The sequence below is a fragment of the Nocardia sp. NPDC058058 genome, assembly GCF_042885355.1.
Lineage (GTDB): Bacteria > Actinomycetota > Actinomycetes > Mycobacteriales > Mycobacteriaceae > Nocardia.
The window spans coordinates 1,167,940-1,184,593 of record NZ_JBHVSA010000002.1; the positions used below are offsets into that span (position 1 = coordinate 1,167,940).

The following is a 16,654-nucleotide window of genomic DNA, read 5'->3' on the forward strand; positions in this document are numbered from 1 at the left end:
GATTACCGCCGCAGTCCGGCGTCGTGGAACTGCAGCCGCGCCGACGCGTCGAACTTGATGTCCGCGACGTTCTTGCCGACGCCGATGGCCTGCGACAGTTCGATGGTGGGAATCCACAGGCCGTCATCGAGCACCGCGTTCTGCGCCTCGCCCAGCAGGCGGGTGCGCACGGCATTGTCGGTGGCCGCGAGCTGCTGATCCAGCAGAGTGTCGAGCTTGTCGGTTTCGCTGCGGGCGTTGAGGTTTCGGCCGTTCACCGCGAACTGGCGCAGGATATCGCCGTCGGCCCGGCTGACGTTGTAGTAGGTGACGTCATAGTCCTTGTTGTTCTGCCGGGTGGTGCTCTCGGCGACCGATACCGGCTCCAGCCGCAGATCGATGCCGACCGCGCGCACCTGCTGCTGGGTCAGCTCGAGAATCGCCTGGTTACCGGCGAATACGGCCGAGAACAGCACACCGAAGGACAGTCGCTGACCGTCCTTGACCCGAATACCGTCGGCCCCGGGCACCCAGCCCGCGTCGTCGAGGATCTTCTTGGCCGCGGCCTGATCGAACTTCACCCGGGAGGAGAGATCCAGGTAGCCGGGTGTCGCCGAGGCCAACACGCTGGTCGCGTACTTGAACTGCGGACCCAGCACGGTGTCCACCAGTTCCTTGCGGTTGATGGCGGTCAGCAGCGCGTTGCGCACCGCCGGATCACGCAGCGCTCCACGAGTCACATTGGGCTGCAAGCCGAATGGCACGCCGGGATTGGCGGTGTACTGCACCTTGCCGCCCGCGCCCTCGATCTGCGGGGCGTCCTGCGGCAGCGCGTCACTGACCGCGTCGAGTTGCCCGGAGGCGAGACTGCCGGTGCGCACGCCGGATTCGGGCACGACGGTGAAGACGATCTTGTCCAGCAGCGCCTCGCCCTGGCTGGCGAAAAGCGAAGAGCCCCAGTGATATCCGATGCGCTTGGCCAGCGTGGCGGAGGCGTTCTGCTTCCAGTCCGCGTAGGTGAACGGTCCGCTGCCGATATTGCCGCCGAGGCAGCGGTCATCGGCCGACTTGGCGAGGGTGGCCTCGGCCTGGATACCGAGCTGGGTGGTCGAGGACGCCTGCAGGAACTGCGCGTTCGGCGCGTTGAAGTCCACTCGCACGGTGCGCGGATCGACGGCGGTGCTGCCGGTGTATCCGGCCAGGAAGCTGGCGGCCTGCGGGGCCTTCACGCCACCCAGCGCGACGATCGAATCGAAGTTCTTGCGCACGGTATCCGCGGTGAGCGGGGTGCCGTCGCTGAAGGTGACGCCCTCCTTCAGATGGAAGGTGAACGAGCGCGCGTCCTGGCTCACGAACCAGCTGTCCGCCAGCCACGGCCGGATCTGACCGGTGGCCGGATCCTGATCGGTAAGCGAATCCACGATCTGGCGGGTCACGTACAGCGTCTGATTGGTCCCGGACTGCGCGGGATCCGAGCAGGTCGGGGCCGTCGAGAGACCGTAGCGCAGGGTGCCGCCCGGCTGTGCCGGACCGGACGCGGCCGCACCGTCGTCACCGCTGCCGCACGCCGCGAGCGATAGCGCGGCGGCCAGGACACCGGCGAGCGCGACCGGTCGCCGCAGGCGGGCCGCGGCCGATCGATTCGGCGACGCCGCGGTGGGCACGCTGTGCACGGCTGGGGATGAATTCACTGTGGATCTCCGGAGGGGTAGCGATCGGCGCCGAGCGGACGGCTCGGAATGTGGTGGCGCAGTTCGGGCGCCACCTCCGCCTGGAACAGTTCGAGGCTTTCGCGGTGCTGCTTCTCGGTGCGGCCATCCGCGTCGGCGCTCAGGTGCAGCACCTCGTGACCGAGTTGCTCGTGGTAGCGGTGCAGTTTGTCCAGCACCTGCGCGGGCGAACCGAGCAGGGCGGAGGAACGCGCGGCGAAATCCTCGACGGTGTCGAACACGATGGGCACGTTGAACTTCGCGGCGGCGGCCTTGCGGGCCTCGAAGATCGGGCGGTAGAGGTCCAGGGCCTCCTGCGAATCCCGGGTGACCAGGAAGCCCGCCGTGCCCGCGCCCACCAGCGCTTCCGCCGGATCATGCCCGTACGCCGCCCAGCGCTCACGGTAGTGCCGGACCAGCGCCGCATACGGTTCGACCGGATAGGTGACATTCGCCGAGAACAGCGGATCACCGTGCAGCGCGGCGTAATCCGCGGATTCCTCGCTGGTGGCGCTGCCGTGCCAGATGCGCAGGCGCGGTTGCAGCGGACGGGGCAGGGCCTTCGCCTCGGTTAGCGGCGGCCGGAATTTGCCGCTCCAGGTGACGCTGTCGCTGGCCCACAGCTGCCGGAACAGGTCGTAGCCTTCGCGATTGCGCTCCCACTGATCCTCGGTGGTGACGTGGAACAGTTGCGCCTGCGCCGCGCCGTTGCCCTTGCCGATGATCAGTTCGAGGCGGCCGTCCGAGAGATTGTCCAGCGTCGAGTAATCCTCGAAGGCACGCACCGGATCCAGCAGGCTGAGCGTGGTGACGCCGGTGAACAGCGCGATCCGATTCGTGACGGCGGCGATATGGCTGAGCACCACCGGCGGTGCGGCCGAGATGAAGGGATCCTCGTGCCGCTCCCCCACCGCGAAGCCGTCGTAGCCGAGGTCCTCGGCCAGGCGCGCGCTGTCCACCACCCGGCGCAACCGCTGCCGGGGCGTCTCCTGGATGCCGGTGACCGGGTCCGGGGTATGCGTGATCAGGGTAAGGAGCAGGAATTTCACGTACTCAGCCCTTCTTCTTCGGCAGGCCGGGCGGGTTGATCCGGGAGGCCGTCACGGTCTCGTTCTTCAGGCCCCAGCGGTCGATGACCTTCTGGTAGAGGCCGTGATCGATGGCGTACTGGATGGCCTCGTGGATCGGCCCGATCAGACCGTTGTCCTTCTTCACGAGCACGCCGATCTCGGCCTGCAGGGCATCGCCCGCACCGGAGAGGGTGCCGATCACCTTGGTCTGGCCCGCGGTGACGGCGTGGTACTGCGCCGACGGGTTCGGACCCAGGTAGCCGTCCAGGCGGCCCGAGGACAGGCCCAGGTAGTAGTCGGTGATCTGCTGGAAGTAGGCGATATCGATCTTGGGCAGGCCCTCGGCGATATTCGCCTCGTTCCACTGCACCAGGATCTGCTCCTGATTGGTGCCCGAGCCGACACCGATCCGCTTGCCCGCCACCGACTTTCGATCGGTGAAGGTCCAGGTCGCGTCCTTGGGCACCTCGAGCGCGAGATTGTCCAGACGATAGGTGGCGAAGTCGAACTTCTCCTTGCGCTCCTCGGTGACGGTCACATTGGAGATGAAGGCGTCCACCTCACCGGAATCCACCTTGACCGAGTTCTGCGCCCAATCCGCGGTGCGCAGATCGACTTTCAAGCCAAGGATGTCGGCGAAGAGGTTCGCGAAATCCACCTCGGAGCCGACCGTGGTGCGATCGTCATTGGCCAGGAAGCGCAGCGGCGGCGCGGACGCCGCCGAACCGGTCACGATCAGCGTGCCGCGGTCCCGGATCGCCTTGGGCACCTGTGCCGCAATGGAATCCACCTTGTCCGCGTGCACGCGGCCGGACTGCTGCGGGGTCAGATCGTAGGTCAGGCCGTTCACCGTGCGCGTGCTGTCCGCGCCACCGTCGCCGTTACCGCACGCGCCGACGAACAGGCCCAGGATCGCGACCGCGAGCGCGGTGCTTATCCGTCTGCGACGACTCGACAAAGACATGACATTCCTTCACTTGGGGACGACGCGTCAGAGCGCGTGCGAGAGAAAAGCTTTGGTGCGCTCATGCGCGGGCTCGTCGAAAACCTGGGCGGGCGGGCCCTGTTCGACTATTCGCCCGGCGTCCAGCAGCACGACGGTGTCGGCCACCTCGCGGGCGAAACCCAGTTCGTGCGTGACGATCACCAGCGTGGAACCCGACCGCGCCAGATCCCGGATGACATCGAGCACCTCGCCGACCAGCTGCGGATCCAGCGCGGAGGTGGGCTCGTCGAACAACAGCACCTGCGGGCGCAGGGCCAGCGCGCGGGCGATCGCCACCCGCTGCTGCTGACCACCGGACAGTCGGCGCGGATACTCATCGGCCTTGTCCGCCAAGCCGACTCGCTCCAGCCACCGCGCGGCCTCGGCACGCGCCTCGGCCTTGGGCCGGCCGAGCGCGCCGATCAGCGCGAAGGCCACATTGTCCCGAACCGTCTTGTGCGGGAAGAGATTGAAGTTCTGGAAGACGAATCCGATGCGCGAACGCTGACGCAGGATCTCGCGCTCGGGCAGCTCGTGCAGTCGATTGCCCCGGCGGCGGTAGCCGACCAGTTCACCGCCCACCCGGACGGTGCCGGCATCCACCTTCTCCAGGTGGTTGATGGTGCGCAACAGGGTCGACTTGCCGGAACCGGACGCACCGAGGATCACGGTGACCTCGCCGGTGCGCACCGCCAGATCCACCCCGCCGAGCACCTCGAGGTCGCCGAAAGACTTTCGAATGCCGCGCAATTCGACCGCGTACTCGCTCATCGCGCACTGCCCTTCGCGAAGTGGCGTTCGATGTAGTACTGCGCGACATTCAGGATCGAGGTGAGCACGATGTACCAGACCGTCGCCACCATGAGCAGCGGCACCACCCGGCCATTGCGGCCGAAGATCACCTGCACCTGGTAGAACAACTCCGCGATCGCCATCGTCGAGACGATCGAGGTGCCCTTGAACAGGCTGATCACCTCATTGGCGGCATTGGGCAGAATGCCGCGCATGGCCTGCGGCGCGATCACCCCGAAGAACTGCCTGTGCCAGGGCAACCCGAGCGATTTGGCCGCCTCCCACTGCCCCTGATCCACCGAAATGATCCCGGCGCGAATGATTTCCGCCGAATACGCGGCCTGATGCAGCGCCAAACCGATGACTGCGGCGGTGAATCCGCTGATCACACCGTTCACGTCGAAGGTGTAGAACGCCGGTCCGAAAGGCACGCCCAGCGACAGCGTCTTGTACAGGTACGCGATATTGAACCAGAACAGCAATTGCACGATCAGCGGAATGGACCGGAACAACCAGATGTAGGCCCACGAAAGAGCCTGTAGCACCGGGTTTTTCGACAGGCGGCCGATCGCAAGCCAGACGCCGAGGAAGAAGCCGAGCAGGGTGCCCCAGAACGTCAGCTCGATGGTCACCTTCAGTGCCGAGAGCACCGAGGCGGCCGTGATGTACTGCGCGAACGTGGACCAGTCCCAGCCCGGATTCACGGCCAGGCCGTGCGCGAACTGCGCGACCACCAGCAGCGCGATACCGCCTGCCACCCAGCGCCACGGATGCCGGGTGGGTGCGACGGTCAGCGCGCCGTCGTCATGATGTGCGTCCTCCTCCCGGGAATCGGGCGGCGCGGCAAGGGTACTCATGTGGATCTGTCCTCCATCGGTCCCGGCGGTAGCACCCGCACCCGAATCGGGGGGTTGCTGCGACTTCTACGAGCCAGGTCTCTCGGTCGCTCTGGATGGTGAGGATGACGTTACGAGCCGGTCCGGCGACTGTCGCCGGTCCGGATCAACGTGAATTCAATGGCGCGGCAATGATTTCAGCGGAGGGCCGCAGCCAACGGCCTCAGCTGGCGGCCTCGGTCAGTCCCGGCGGCGCGCCGTCGTGCAGCGAACGGAATCCGCTGCGATGGAATACCAGCGGCTCGGTATCGGGATGCGCGGTCAGCCGATGCACCCGCAACAGCACCACCGCGTGATCGCCCGCCGGAACCTGTTCGTGCACAGAGGCTTCCAGCCAGGCGCTGGCGCCCGCGATGAACGCGGCATTGCCGTGCCCGCTGCGCAGTTCCACATCCCGGAAGCGGTCACCGTTGCGCGAACTCAGACTGCGCGCCGCGGCCTGCTGTTCGGTCCCGAGCAGGCTCAGCCCCAGCAGTGACGCCTTCTCCAGCCGCGGCCAGGTCTCCGAGGAGTACTGCACGCACAGCGATACCAGCGGCGGGTCCAGCGACACCGGCACGAAGGTGCTCACCACCATGCCGTGCGGTACCCCGCCGATCCGCGCGCAGACCGCCACCACTCCACTGGGGAAGTGCGCGAAGGTCTTTCGCAGATCCGCCCCATCCACCGTCGTGAGTGCGGCCGCATCGCCGCGAATCGAGGTCAGCTCACCCATCACCCCAGTGCACCACCGCGGGCGCACTCCGGACACCATTGGATTCACGGAGATCGCAAGGAAATACGACGAACCCGCTCGGTCGTTCGACCGAGCGGGTTCCATCCATCCTCGCGGTGCCATCCGTTCCGGCCGGGACCATCGGCGGAACGGATGCGTCCGGACTACTTGGCGGGCTGCACCGAGGGCTGGTTGATGGTGGTGAAGTACTGCGCGGCAGCCAGAATCGCGACCGGGGCGGTCACGAACAGCTGGCCCGCCAGGGTGCCGAGGAACCCGATGACGCTCATGCCGACGATGCAACCGAACACCGCGCCGCCCAGGGCGCCGAACATGGCGGTCAGCGCACCGGTCACGGTGGCCAGGGTGGCGCCGCCGATGAGGCAGCCGACGGCCGCGCCGCCGATGCCACCGACCAGGGTGCCGATGGTGGCGCCCATCGCGACGGTGTCCTTCAGGCGGTTCCAGGCGGCCTGCTCACGGTCGTAGTCGGTCTTCCACGGAGCCTGGTTCTCATAGGGCAGCGCGACCGGCTGGTAGACAGCCTTGTCGACATCGAACTCCGGGGTCAGGGTCGCGGTGCGATCCTTGATCTCGGCCGCGATCGGGAAGACGAAATCGTCCACCCGGAAACTCAGTTCGGAACCCGCGACCGTGGCGCCATTGGCGGCCTTGATCTTGAACACACCATCCTCGACCACCAGCGAACCCGCATCGGTGTGAATGACCGTATTCGTCTGGGAATTGGTGGCCGTGAAATTGATTGCGGCCGAATCCGATTCAGGAGCGGCATTGACCGTGCCCGCGGACACGCCCAGAGCTGCCGTCACCAAAACGGCGACAGCAGCGAATTTACTCATCTTCATGTACTGCTTCCCTCATCTCTCGTGCAGTGCGTCGGCCAGCATCGAGCAAGACGGGGCCGCGCGGGAGTCTTGCAACCCTGATGATTCGAAGTATTGACAAGCAACGGCCCCCGCTCGAATTGTGTGAGCGGGGGCCGTGCCGTGAAACTGTGAAACCGTGAAACTACTTCGCCGGCGCCTGCAGCGTCGGCTGGTTGATGGTGGTGAAGTAGTTGAACGCGGCGATGATCGCGACCGGAGCGGTCACCAGGATCTGGCCCGCGAGGGTGCCCAGGAAGCCGATAACGCTCATGCCGGCGATGCAGCCGACGATGCCCGCCGGGAGCGCACCGAACATGGCGGTCAGGGCGCCGGTCAGCACCGCCCCCGCGACGCCGCCGATGACGCAACCGACAGCCGCGCCGCCGATGCCGCCGACCAGGGTGCCGATGGTGGCGCCCATGGTGATGGTCTGGGTCATGCGGTTCCAGGCGGCCTGCTCACGGTCGTAATCCGACTTCCAGGGAGCCTGGTTCTCGTACGGCAGGTTGATGGGCTTGTAAACACCCTTGTCCGCGACGAATTCGGGGGTCAGGGTCGCGGTGTGATCCTTGATCTCCGCGGCGATCGGGAAGACGTAGTCATCCACCCGGAAGCTGAGCTCGGTGCCGGCCACGGTGGTGCCGTTGGCAGCCTTGATCTTGAAGACACCGTCCTCGACGACCATGGAACCGGCATCGGTCCGGATGACCGTGTTGGTATCGGTATTGGTGGCGGTGTAGTTGATGGCACCGGCGTCGGCGGCCTCGGGGGCAGCTCCCGCAGTACCGGTGGCGACGCCGAGAGCAGCGATCACCAGCGCCGCGGTGGCGGCGAATTTCTTCGAAAGCATTTTTTCGGTTTTCCTCATCAGGGATCCGCAGGGGGAACGAGGGAATCGAAACCCGTTGACGCGAACATGAGATTGCCCGAGGATGCCGCGAACATGAACACTGTCGCGGCAACCTCGGGCAAACCGCCCCGAATTATTTACCGGGGGCGACGAACGGGGTGTTGATGGTTGTGAAGTACTGCGCCGCGGCGAGAATCGCGACCGGCGCGGTGATGAACAGCTGACCCACCAAGGTGCCCAGGAAGCCGACCGCGGCAACACCCGCGATGCAGCCGACCACGGCGGCCGGGAGCGCACCGAACATGGCGGTCAGCGCACCGGTCAGGGTCGCGCTCACCGCACCGCCGAGCACGCAGCCGATGGCCGCGCCGGCGATGCCGCCGACTGCGGTACCGATGGTGGCGCCCGCACTGATGGTGCTGGTCAGACGGCTCCAGGCGGCCTGCTCACGGTCGTACTCGGTCTTCCACGGGGCCTGGTTCTCATACGGCAGGGCGACCGGCTTGTACACCGCGTGCGCCTGATCGAACTGCGGCGTCAGGGTCGCCGTCCGATCCTTGATCTCCGCCGCGATCGGGAAGACGAAATCGTCCACCCGGAAGCTCAATTCGGTGCCCGCGACCGTGGTGCCGTTGGCCGCCTTCACCTTGAACACGCCGTCCTCGACCACCAAGGATCCGGCATCGGTCGTGATGACCGTGTTCGTGTTGGTATTGGTGGCGCTGTAGTTGATCGCACCCGCATCGGCCTGCGCCGGAGCCGCTGCCACGGTCCCGGTCGTCACGCCGATCGCGCCTATCAAAAGGGCCGCGACCCCGGCGAATTTCCTCATCTTCATTGGTACTGCTTCCCTCACCACTGCCTGAAACGAACTGATGGCGGCAAGCATTAAGCAACCGAACCGATTACCAGAGGTTAAAAACCAGCTTGATTCGATCGGGCCGGTGTACCGGGGACTACTTCGACTTGGCGGCGGCCTTGGCCTGCTTCTTGAATTCCCTTACCTGAGATAGGGATTCGGCGTCAACGACATCGGCCACCGAACGCCGGGAGCCGTCCTCGCCGTAGGCGCCCGCGGCCTCGCGCCAGCCCTTGCCGGTGAAGCCCTTCTGTTTGCCCAAGAGCGCCAGGAAGATTCGGGCCTTCTGATCGCCGAAGCCCGGGAGGGCCTTGAGCCGCTTCAGGACTTCCTTGCCGTCCGGATCTCCGGCCGTCCACAGGCCGGAGGTATCACCGTCATAGTTCTCGACTATGAAATGGGCCAGTTCCTGCACGCGGCGGGCCATGGAGCGGCCGTAGCGGTGAATGGCGGGCGGGGTGGCGGCGAGTTCCTCGAATTCGGCGGGATCGGCGGCGGCGATCTTATTGATGTCGAAGCCGCCCATCCGATCGGCGATCTTCTGCGGGCCGCGGAACGCATGCTCCATCGGGAACTGCTGATCCAGGGTCATACCCACCAAAAGCGCGAAATCGTCCGCCGAGAGCAGGGCGTCGGCGGCGGGTTCTTGAGCGATACACACAGCGCGGCTCACCATGGCTCGATCATCCCACCCGTCCCGCGTTGCGGTGACGCGGGTCACGAGTAGGGTCGGCGCCATGCCCGACACCATGGCTAATTCTTCAGTGGGAACCGTGCCGCACGACGGCCTCGGATCCGGCTCGAAACCGGATCGGTTCGATCGCGACGGCCAGGATCAACTGGTCGATGTCCAGGATTTGCAGGCCGCGCTGCCAGGCGTGCGCCGACTGCGGAACTGGGCGCAGGACGCATTGGCGGTACAGCCCGGCGAAAGCGCCGTCGATATCGGCTCCGGCACCGGATCCGAAGTATTCACCTTCGCCGACCGGGTCGGCCCGACCGGATCCGCGATCGGCGTCGAACCCGATCCGCGACTGCTCGCCGAGGCCGAACGGCGCGTGCGCCAATCCGGCTCCACCGCCAAATTCGTCTCCGGCGACGCCTACGGGCTGCCGTTCGGCAGCGAGAGTTTCGATATCGCGTTGTGCGAGCGGGTCTTCCAGCATCTGACCGCGCCCGCCCGCGCGGCCGGGGAGATCGCCCGGGTGCTCAAGCCCGGCGGGCGCGTGGTCGTGATGGACAGCGACTGGGGCACGGCGGTCGTGCACCCCGGTGATCGCGCCGTCGTGCACGAGGTGATCGAAACCATGATCGCCGGGACCACCAATCCGTTCGCGGGGCGGCGGCTCGCCGGACAGCTCACCGCGGCCGGACTGGTCGTCGACGATATCGGTTCGCACGCACTGATTCAGGACGGCGGCATCGGCGCGGGCGCGCTGGTGGCGCGGATCGCGGATATGTCCGTGGCGCGCGGTTCCATCACCGAACAGCAGCGGGATCAGCTCATCGCCGATCTGGAGGCCGGGGCCGCCAGCGGTGACATCCACCTGTCGGTGACCATCTTCGCCGTGCTGGCACATAAGCCCGCATAGGATTCGAAACGTAAAGCGAAGGCGCGCACTGGATTCCAGTGCGCGCCTTCGCTCGTTAGGAGTCTATTCGCCGCCGAGGCTCAGGATCTTCTCGGTGGCCGCGAGCAGGACGCAGGTGGCCAGGCCGTCCATCGCCTTCTCCAGCTCGCCCAGGGACGGGAAGCTGGGGGCGATGCGAATGTTCTTGTCCTCCACGTCTTTTCCATACGGGTAGGACGAACCGGCCGGGGTCAGCGCGATGCCCGCGTCCTTGGCCAGCGCCACCACCCGGGTCGCGGTGCCCTCCAGCACATCCAGGCTGATGAAGTAGCCGCCCTTGGGCTCGGTCCAGGACGCGATCTTCGAGGCGCCGAGGCGGTCCTCCAGAATGCGCAGCACCAGTTTGAATTTGGGCTCCAGAATGGCGCGATGCTTCTGCATATGCGTGCGCACACCCTCGGCGTCACCGAAGAAACGCAGGTGGCGCAGCTGGTTCACCTTGTCCGGGCCGATGCTCTTCTTACCGGCGTGCTTCAGGTACCAGTCCAGGTTCGCGGTCGAGGAACCGAAGAAGCTCACGCCCGAGCCCGCGAAGGTGATCTTCGAGGTGGAGGCGAAGACGTAGGGGCGGTTGGGGTTTCCGGCCGCGGCCGCCAGGCCCAGCACATCCAGCACCGGATCGGCGGCATCGGTGAGCGGGTGCACCGCGTACGCGTTGTCCCAGAACAGGCGGAAGTCCGGCGCCGCGGTCGGCATCGAAACCAGTTCGCGGGTAATGGCTTCGGAGAAGGTGACACCGGTCGGGTTGGAGTAGTTCGGCACCGCCCACAAACCCTTGATGCTGGCGTCGGTGGCCACCAGTTCGGCGATGGCGTGCACGTCCGGGCCGTCATGATCCATCGGAATCGGGATCATCTGCACACCGAGCGATTCGGTGATGGCGAAATGCCGGTCGTAACCCGGTGCGGGACACAGGAACTTGATGACCGGCTCGTCCACCCAGCGCCGCACCGAATCGGCGTTGCCGTGCAGCATCGAGAACACGATCACGTCGTGCATGAGCTCCAGGCTGGCATTGTTCCCCGCCAGCAGATTCGACACCGGAATGCCGAGCAGTTCGCCGAAGATGGCGCGCAACTCCGGGAGACCGTGCAGGCCACCGTAATTGCGCACATCGGTGCCATTGCCGTCGCGGTAGTCGTCATTGCCCGGCAGCGAGAGCAGATCCAGCGACAGGTCGAGCTGCTCGGGCGCGGGCTTACCGCGGGTAATGTCCAGCGTCAGCTTTTCGGTCTTGAGCTTCGCGTAGTTCGCGGTCTGCGTCTCGTGTTCGGATACGAGTTCCGCATGGCTCATCAAACCGATCTGCGTCTGCCGAGGCATCAGTGCAGCCTTTCCAGGGGCTAGGGGCAATGTGTGCGGGTCCGCGCGCACGCGCGGACCCAACTGGTCACGTTACTTGGTAGCACCGGCCGGTGGGGAGCTATATACGTCCCTCGCACACCCCGAAAATTAAAGGGGACCCAGCGCACCCGGCAGAGCCCGTTGACCCTTGCTGCCTTCCGGCCCTGGGGGAGTTCACAGGATGCGCGCCGCGCTGGATCCGTCGGCCAGTGTAGCGGCTCGAGAAGACCCGCGCCGCCGGGGGTCGTTACGATCCCTTTCGACAGCGCGGGGGTGACCCGCTCAGTACCGGAGGGGAACCAGTAGTGACGAGCTCAGGACCGGGCGGACCGCAGGATCCCGCCAATCATCAGGAGACCGCGCAGTGGTGGGCCACCCCGCCTACCGGGACCGATGCGGGGCAGCCGGTGGTCGGGGCGGATCCGACCATGCTCAACTACGGGACCGCCGGAAATCAGTACGTTCCACCGGCACAACAGTTTCCGGGCGCACCGAACTATCAGTCCGCGCCCGCGCAGCAGGCGGTGCCGGGGTATCAGGCCGCGCCCGGCTACCAGCAGGCGCAGCCGGTCGGCGGGTACGCCCAGCCGCAGTACGCCCAGCCCGCACCGCAACCCATGCACGGCGGGTACGCGCCGCCGCCGTCCGGTGGCGGCGGTAAGACCGGATGGATCATCGGCGGTGTGCTCGGGCTGGTGGTGCTCGCGGGCATCGGTATCGCGGCGGTCGCCCTCACCCAGAAGGACAAGCCGCTCACCACGCTCGGCAATGACAAGAAGGCCATGGACGGCAACTACTCCATGGACAAGGTCGGCAACGCGTGCAGCCTGATCGACCCGACGGTGCTGACCAAATGGTCCACCACCTCCAAGGGCAGCCCGACGCATTCCGAGACCAAGCCCACCGATTACAGCGGCGGCCGCCTGAACTGCACCGCCGGCTACTCCGGCCAGTCCAGCACCAGCAAGTACCACACCAATGAGGCGGACATCACCCTCGATGTCACCTTCCTCAGCGCGTACGGGAAACCGGATTACGACTCCTGGAAGTCCTACGACACCGGCACCACCGGCAGCGGCCGCTCCTCCGGCGATGTCACCGGCCTGGGCTCACAGGCCTACTGGCACGCCGAAACCCGCGACTACTCCTCCTTCACCGTCCTGGACTACACCGTGGCCGCGCAGGACAGCAATGTCTCGGTCAAGGTCAAGATCAGCGTCGACCGCGGCAGCGGCGAAACCATCACCAAGGACGATGTGGCACAGGTCGCCAAAGACCAGGTCCAGAAGGCCCTGACCGGCCTCCGCAAAAACTGACCACCCCCTCCCGAACCCTCCCCCGAACCTCGCGATTTGCTTTCGACCGGGGTGCAACCGGTATATTGCTCCACGGAGGATTCGCCTAGTGGCCTATGGCGCTCGCCTGGAACGCGGGTTGGGTTAACGCCCTCAGGGGTTCAAATCCCCTATCCTCCGCTCACGAGGCCCCCATCGACCCGGTGTCGATGGGGGCCTTCGTCATTGCCGCTGCAGCATCAGCCCGCCCGCGATCACACCATCGGCAGCTCCCGGTAGTCAGCTCGGGTCCTGACCAGCTGTCGTGATCTCCAGGCTCCCACCCTCTTCGCGCAGTCGCTCGGAGAAGGACCCGAGCAATTCGACCAACTGTCCGACAAGTGGTTGATAGTTGTCGAAAACGGCTGCCGGCACAGTTATCCGGACACCGATTTCAATGTCGGTCGGCGTAGCCGATTCGGGCGGGCGCGAGTACTTCCGGCGCCCCTTCATCGCCGCCTCGATCGTCGAGCGCTTCCATCGCTTCACACCATCGGCATAGTCGTCGGGGTCCCGCTTGATACGACCACGAGATATATCGGCGCGAACCGTTGCCGGGGCCAGCCCTGTGTATTCGGAGATCTCGGCAATGGTCAGCAGGTCGTCCGGGTTACCGCCGACTTGGTGGTCGCGTAGGAAGTGCTCGCGGACTACGGCGTCGACATCGGCAAAGTCATATTCATGCCAGCGGCCCCGCTTGCCGACAACCGGCGGCCAGAGGTCGCTCGTCATCCATTGTTGCTGAACAGTAGTCACAGCGCGCCCATAAGCATCGGCGATCTCGCGGGCTATGACGCGACGGTTCGGTGTGGCCTGACCAGCGGAAGCTGCCATGTCGACGAGCTCCTTTCTGATGTTGTTCGATGCGACTAGCATCCATGAGCTATCTTCATCGACATCAATTGTGTTGCAGTGGATTTCGTCCACAAAATGGTCTGGCCATCGCCACTGAGCCAGTCCGCCGGGGTGAGGCCACCGCGCTGCGGGTCGGGGATGTCTCACGCAAGGCGGGCACCGTGCGGATTCGACAGGCGTGGAAATACACCGGCGGCAAAAGGATTCTGGGTCCGCCGAAGACCAAGAAATCCAAGCACACGATCAACATCGATGCCACCATGTTGAAGGCGCTGCCGCCGACCGGTCGCGCATACAGCGATTGGCTGTTCACCAATTCGCACGGGATCCGGTGCAGATCAGCACGTTCTACAAAACGGTGTGGGTGCCCACGCTCGCACGCCTGGCCCTCGACCCCGAAGATCCGTTGCGCGGCAAAGCACCTCGCATCCATGATCTACGCCACACGTGCGCGTCATGGATGATCACTGAGCGGATCTCGCTGCCTGTGATTCAAGCCGCGCTCGGGCGCGAGTCGATTCACCACCACCGTGGATCGGAATGGGCACCTGGACCGCGAGGCGCGCCAGGCCGCTGCGGCGGCGATCGGCAACATCCTCGCCGAGCATCTGCCCGCGGTCTCCGGTCAGACCGGGCGCGTGGCGCGGCTCCCACCCCTGTCCGAGGTGAGCCACCAGAACGGGAACCAGCGCGAGACGCGAGTGCTCTTGCCGACCTGGTTGGGGGTGAAGATCATCAGTTTGGCGTTGGGGGTGTCGCGTACCCACACCAGATCGCGGTCGATGCGGTCGAGGTAGTCCCGGCGCGCGGTGCCGGGCTGGTGCTTGGCTGCCAGCGTGCCGGGTGTGTCGCTGGTGTCGAGCGGCATTCGCATCCGCGCGCACGCCTCACGCAGGTCGGTCGCGTAGATGTGTTTTGTCGCGGTCGGGCAGGGACCGCCAGCCGTCGCCGTCGAGAACGCTGGTCACGGAGGGCCCCCGAGCTGAGCGAAGTTCACTCGGCGTGCAGCCAGCAGTAGATTCACTGCAAGGGTAAGCCGGTGAAATCAGCGGACGTACGGTCTATGCTCGCTGGAGTCGCGCTATCGTGTCTCGCCCGTGCGGGCTTGCGCGGTAGGCCAGGGGCGTTCCGGTCGACTTCGAGGGTCTAGCGACGCGCGCCGTCCCCCGTTCTTCTCGATCGGGGGGCGGCACCCCGCAGACAGCCTTGCAACGCAATGCGGACCGATGTTCAGACAACGCCGCAGCGACAACCTGGCGATTTCCTCACCACTCAACTCTCTTGTGGTGCAGCAGTTTTCGGGCCCACGATGGACTGGAACCTGCAACGCATCGGGGACCATGACAGAGCCACTTGACGTATGGATAGAGATCATCGACCGGGCGCGTGAGCTTGCGATCATCGCGGAGCATCACGCGGCGCCCCAGAGAAGGTACTGGGTTTGACGTGTGACCCGTGCGAGGACCTCCGAGCACGAGTGTCGGTGATCGCCGAGTTGACGTGGTCGGCCAGTGAGGACGCGTGGCGCCGCCAACATGCGCACGGTGTGACCGTCGCGGAGATCGCGAGGAGGTGGGGTGTGGAGCCGTGCGTGGTGGAAGCGGTTATGGAGACCGCCAGCTGTCGCCGTCGAAAACGCTGGTTACCGCGCCCACGGCGCGCCGAGGGTTTGCTCGCGGCTTGTCACAGGTGGGTCCGAATCCATCGCCAGAGCCTGCCTAACAAGCTGGGAAGGCGACTCAGACCATAAGCGAGGCGACGGAAGACTCCCGGACCGTATCGCAGGAGAAGGGAGCTCACGACAACCCAGCCCACAATGATACAGAACATCCACACCTGCAGACCAGGTTGAATCCAGGTATAGCCCAATAGATCTGGCTCAGTGAAATGTTCCCACTGCACGCATGCGTAGACCTTTTCCTGTCCCCAGCTCGTGGTGCCCGGGGGCATAGCGACTCCAGTCATCCTCTCCGATTCGCAGCCGTCACCTAGTTGGTAGACGAGGTACCACGCTTGCGGATTGGTAGCCAAGTGTCCCAGTATTCGGTATACGACATAGGTGACCAGTTGGCAGATGAGAGCAAACATGCCGAACGAGGCCAGGGCTCGGAGGATGTGATGCGTGCGAGCGGCTGCCACGCCGACTCTGGTCAGCAGTATGACCGCGACAATCACCAATATGTAGGCGACCATAACCAGCCACGTGGGAAAAGGTGGAGAGATGATGTAGTGGTCTACCAAGTGGCCCCACCCCCAGTCGCGATCAACCGACCACGTGAGGTCTCCGGCGCCACCCTCCCCGGACTTGTAGGTCGCTACGGCATAGTCGACGGTCAACCCGGGAAAGTTGTCGCTGAGGCTCACCGGCCAAACCCATGCAGTTGGAATTGTCAACGCGGGCAATATGATTGCTGTGAACAGTGCGCGCTGCGTGAACGGTGACATCCCGCCGAGGAACCGAGCCCGCTGGAACGCCCAAAAGCCTTCCAACCTGGCTGTGTTGAGCATTCCGATGCGGGCGATTTCTCGATGTGTCGCGTCTTGTAGAACAACACGGTCTCCACTGCTGATGTCAGGGTCTTTGAGCAGCTCAAGCAGCGATTTCAGGGTTTCGTGTGGTGTCTTGCGGGCGTTTCGAATCGCGAATGCTCCGCCGATGAGGGCGACAGTGACCGCGCTAACGCTCGCCACTGTCGCCTCGAGAATGCCAGCCACCCTGACGACGGTAGTCGGATATTGAAGAGGGCA

Annotated in this window: 16 protein-coding genes, 1 tRNA gene, 1 other RNA gene and 1 riboswitch; of the genes, 3 read left to right on the forward strand and 15 right to left on the reverse strand. The window is 65.3% G+C overall.

The window, feature by feature from the left end:
- Nucleotides 1-2: 2 nt before the first annotated feature.
- The 10 genes from ACFVUS_RS20055 to ACFVUS_RS20100 form a co-directional block, all read right to left on the reverse strand.
- Nucleotides 3-1,643 (reverse strand): ABC transporter substrate-binding protein, encoded by a 1,641-nt coding sequence (locus ACFVUS_RS20055; RefSeq protein ID WP_387770035.1) that lies wholly within the window; start codon nt 1,641-1,643, stop codon nt 3-5.
- A gap of 23 nt (nt 1,644-1,666) precedes the next feature.
- Nucleotides 1,667-2,737, reverse strand: a complete 1,071-nt coding sequence (locus ACFVUS_RS20060) for an LLM class flavin-dependent oxidoreductase (RefSeq protein WP_387768094.1) — start codon at nt 2,735-2,737, stop codon at nt 1,667-1,669.
- A gap of 4 nt (nt 2,738-2,741) precedes the next feature.
- On the reverse strand, nt 2,742-3,722 hold the full coding sequence (locus ACFVUS_RS20065; RefSeq protein ID WP_376070597.1) for a transporter substrate-binding domain-containing protein: 981 nt from the start codon (nt 3,720-3,722) through the stop codon (nt 2,742-2,744).
- Nucleotides 3,723-3,749: 27 nt separating this feature from the next.
- Complete coding sequence (locus ACFVUS_RS20070; protein ID WP_387768098.1) at nt 3,750-4,514, reverse strand: amino acid ABC transporter ATP-binding protein; 765 nt, start codon at nt 4,512-4,514, stop codon at nt 3,750-3,752.
- Entirely contained in the window at nt 4,511-5,392 is an 882-nt protein-coding gene (locus ACFVUS_RS20075) for an amino acid ABC transporter permease (protein WP_387768101.1), read from the reverse strand. Before ACFVUS_RS20075 ends, ACFVUS_RS20070 begins: the two co-directional genes overlap by 4 nt.
- 10 nt (nt 5,393-5,402) lie before the next feature.
- A riboswitch (SAM riboswitch) is annotated at nt 5,403-5,494 on the reverse strand.
- A gap of 100 nt (nt 5,495-5,594) precedes the next feature.
- On the reverse strand, nt 5,595-6,146 hold the full coding sequence (locus tag ACFVUS_RS20080; protein ID WP_387768104.1) for a flavin reductase family protein: 552 nt from the start codon (nt 6,144-6,146) through the stop codon (nt 5,595-5,597).
- Between the two features lie 164 nt (nt 6,147-6,310).
- Entirely contained in the window at nt 6,311-7,012 is a 702-nt protein-coding gene (locus ACFVUS_RS20085; RefSeq protein ID WP_376070592.1) for a hypothetical protein, read from the reverse strand.
- A 163-nt stretch (nt 7,013-7,175) separates the two neighbouring features.
- Nucleotides 7,176-7,883: a hypothetical protein gene (locus ACFVUS_RS20090; protein WP_376070589.1), complete on the reverse strand. Its 708-nt coding sequence runs from the start codon at nt 7,881-7,883 to the stop codon at nt 7,176-7,178.
- A gap of 133 nt (nt 7,884-8,016) precedes the next feature.
- Entirely contained in the window at nt 8,017-8,721 is a 705-nt protein-coding gene (locus ACFVUS_RS20095) for a hypothetical protein (RefSeq protein WP_376070586.1), read from the reverse strand.
- Between the two features lie 118 nt (nt 8,722-8,839).
- Nucleotides 8,840-9,418: an HhH-GPD-type base excision DNA repair protein gene (locus tag ACFVUS_RS20100; RefSeq protein WP_376070584.1), complete on the reverse strand. Its 579-nt coding sequence runs from the start codon at nt 9,416-9,418 to the stop codon at nt 8,840-8,842.
- Nucleotides 9,419-9,515: 97 nt separating this feature from the next.
- On the opposite strand from ACFVUS_RS20100, the gene ACFVUS_RS20105 reads away from it, so the two are divergent.
- A complete protein-coding gene (locus ACFVUS_RS20105) occupies nt 9,516-10,334 on the forward strand; it encodes a methyltransferase domain-containing protein (RefSeq protein ID WP_387768109.1) in 819 nt (272 codons plus the stop codon).
- Nucleotides 10,335-10,397: 63 nt separating this feature from the next.
- Here the strand turns inward: ACFVUS_RS20105 and ACFVUS_RS20110 are convergent, their stop codons facing one another.
- Both ACFVUS_RS20110 and ffs read right to left on the reverse strand, forming a co-directional pair.
- Nucleotides 10,398-11,696: an aminotransferase class I/II-fold pyridoxal phosphate-dependent enzyme gene (locus ACFVUS_RS20110; RefSeq protein WP_387768112.1), complete on the reverse strand. Its 1,299-nt coding sequence runs from the start codon at nt 11,694-11,696 to the stop codon at nt 10,398-10,400.
- Nucleotides 11,697-11,826: 130 nt separating this feature from the next.
- An RNA gene (gene ffs, locus ACFVUS_RS20115) (signal recognition particle sRNA small type) lies at nt 11,827-11,921 on the reverse strand.
- Nucleotides 11,922-12,022: 101 nt separating this feature from the next.
- On the opposite strand from ffs, the gene ACFVUS_RS20120 reads away from it, so the two are divergent.
- Both ACFVUS_RS20120 and ACFVUS_RS20125 read left to right on the forward strand, forming a co-directional pair.
- The gene (locus ACFVUS_RS20120) at nt 12,023-13,033 is read left to right on the forward strand and encodes a hypothetical protein (RefSeq protein ID WP_387768115.1); all 1,011 of its coding nucleotides are present in this window, start codon (nt 12,023-12,025) and stop codon (nt 13,031-13,033) included.
- 74 nt (nt 13,034-13,107) lie between these two features.
- Nucleotides 13,108-13,192: transfer RNA gene (locus ACFVUS_RS20125), tRNA-Ser, on the forward strand.
- 99 nt (nt 13,193-13,291) lie between these two features.
- On the opposite strand, the gene ACFVUS_RS20130 is transcribed toward ACFVUS_RS20125, so the two are convergent.
- From ACFVUS_RS20130 to ACFVUS_RS20140, 3 genes are all read right to left on the reverse strand, one after another.
- Entirely contained in the window at nt 13,292-13,885 is a 594-nt protein-coding gene (locus ACFVUS_RS20130; protein WP_387768118.1) for a helix-turn-helix transcriptional regulator, read from the reverse strand.
- A gap of 646 nt (nt 13,886-14,531) precedes the next feature.
- The gene (locus ACFVUS_RS20135) at nt 14,532-14,780 is read right to left on the reverse strand and encodes a hypothetical protein (RefSeq protein ID WP_387768121.1); all 249 of its coding nucleotides are present in this window, start codon (nt 14,778-14,780) and stop codon (nt 14,532-14,534) included.
- An 809-nt stretch (nt 14,781-15,589) separates the two neighbouring features.
- A complete protein-coding gene (locus ACFVUS_RS20140) occupies nt 15,590-16,621 on the reverse strand; it encodes a hypothetical protein (RefSeq protein ID WP_387768124.1) in 1,032 nt (343 codons plus the stop codon).
- Nucleotides 16,622-16,654 lie beyond the last annotated feature (33 nt).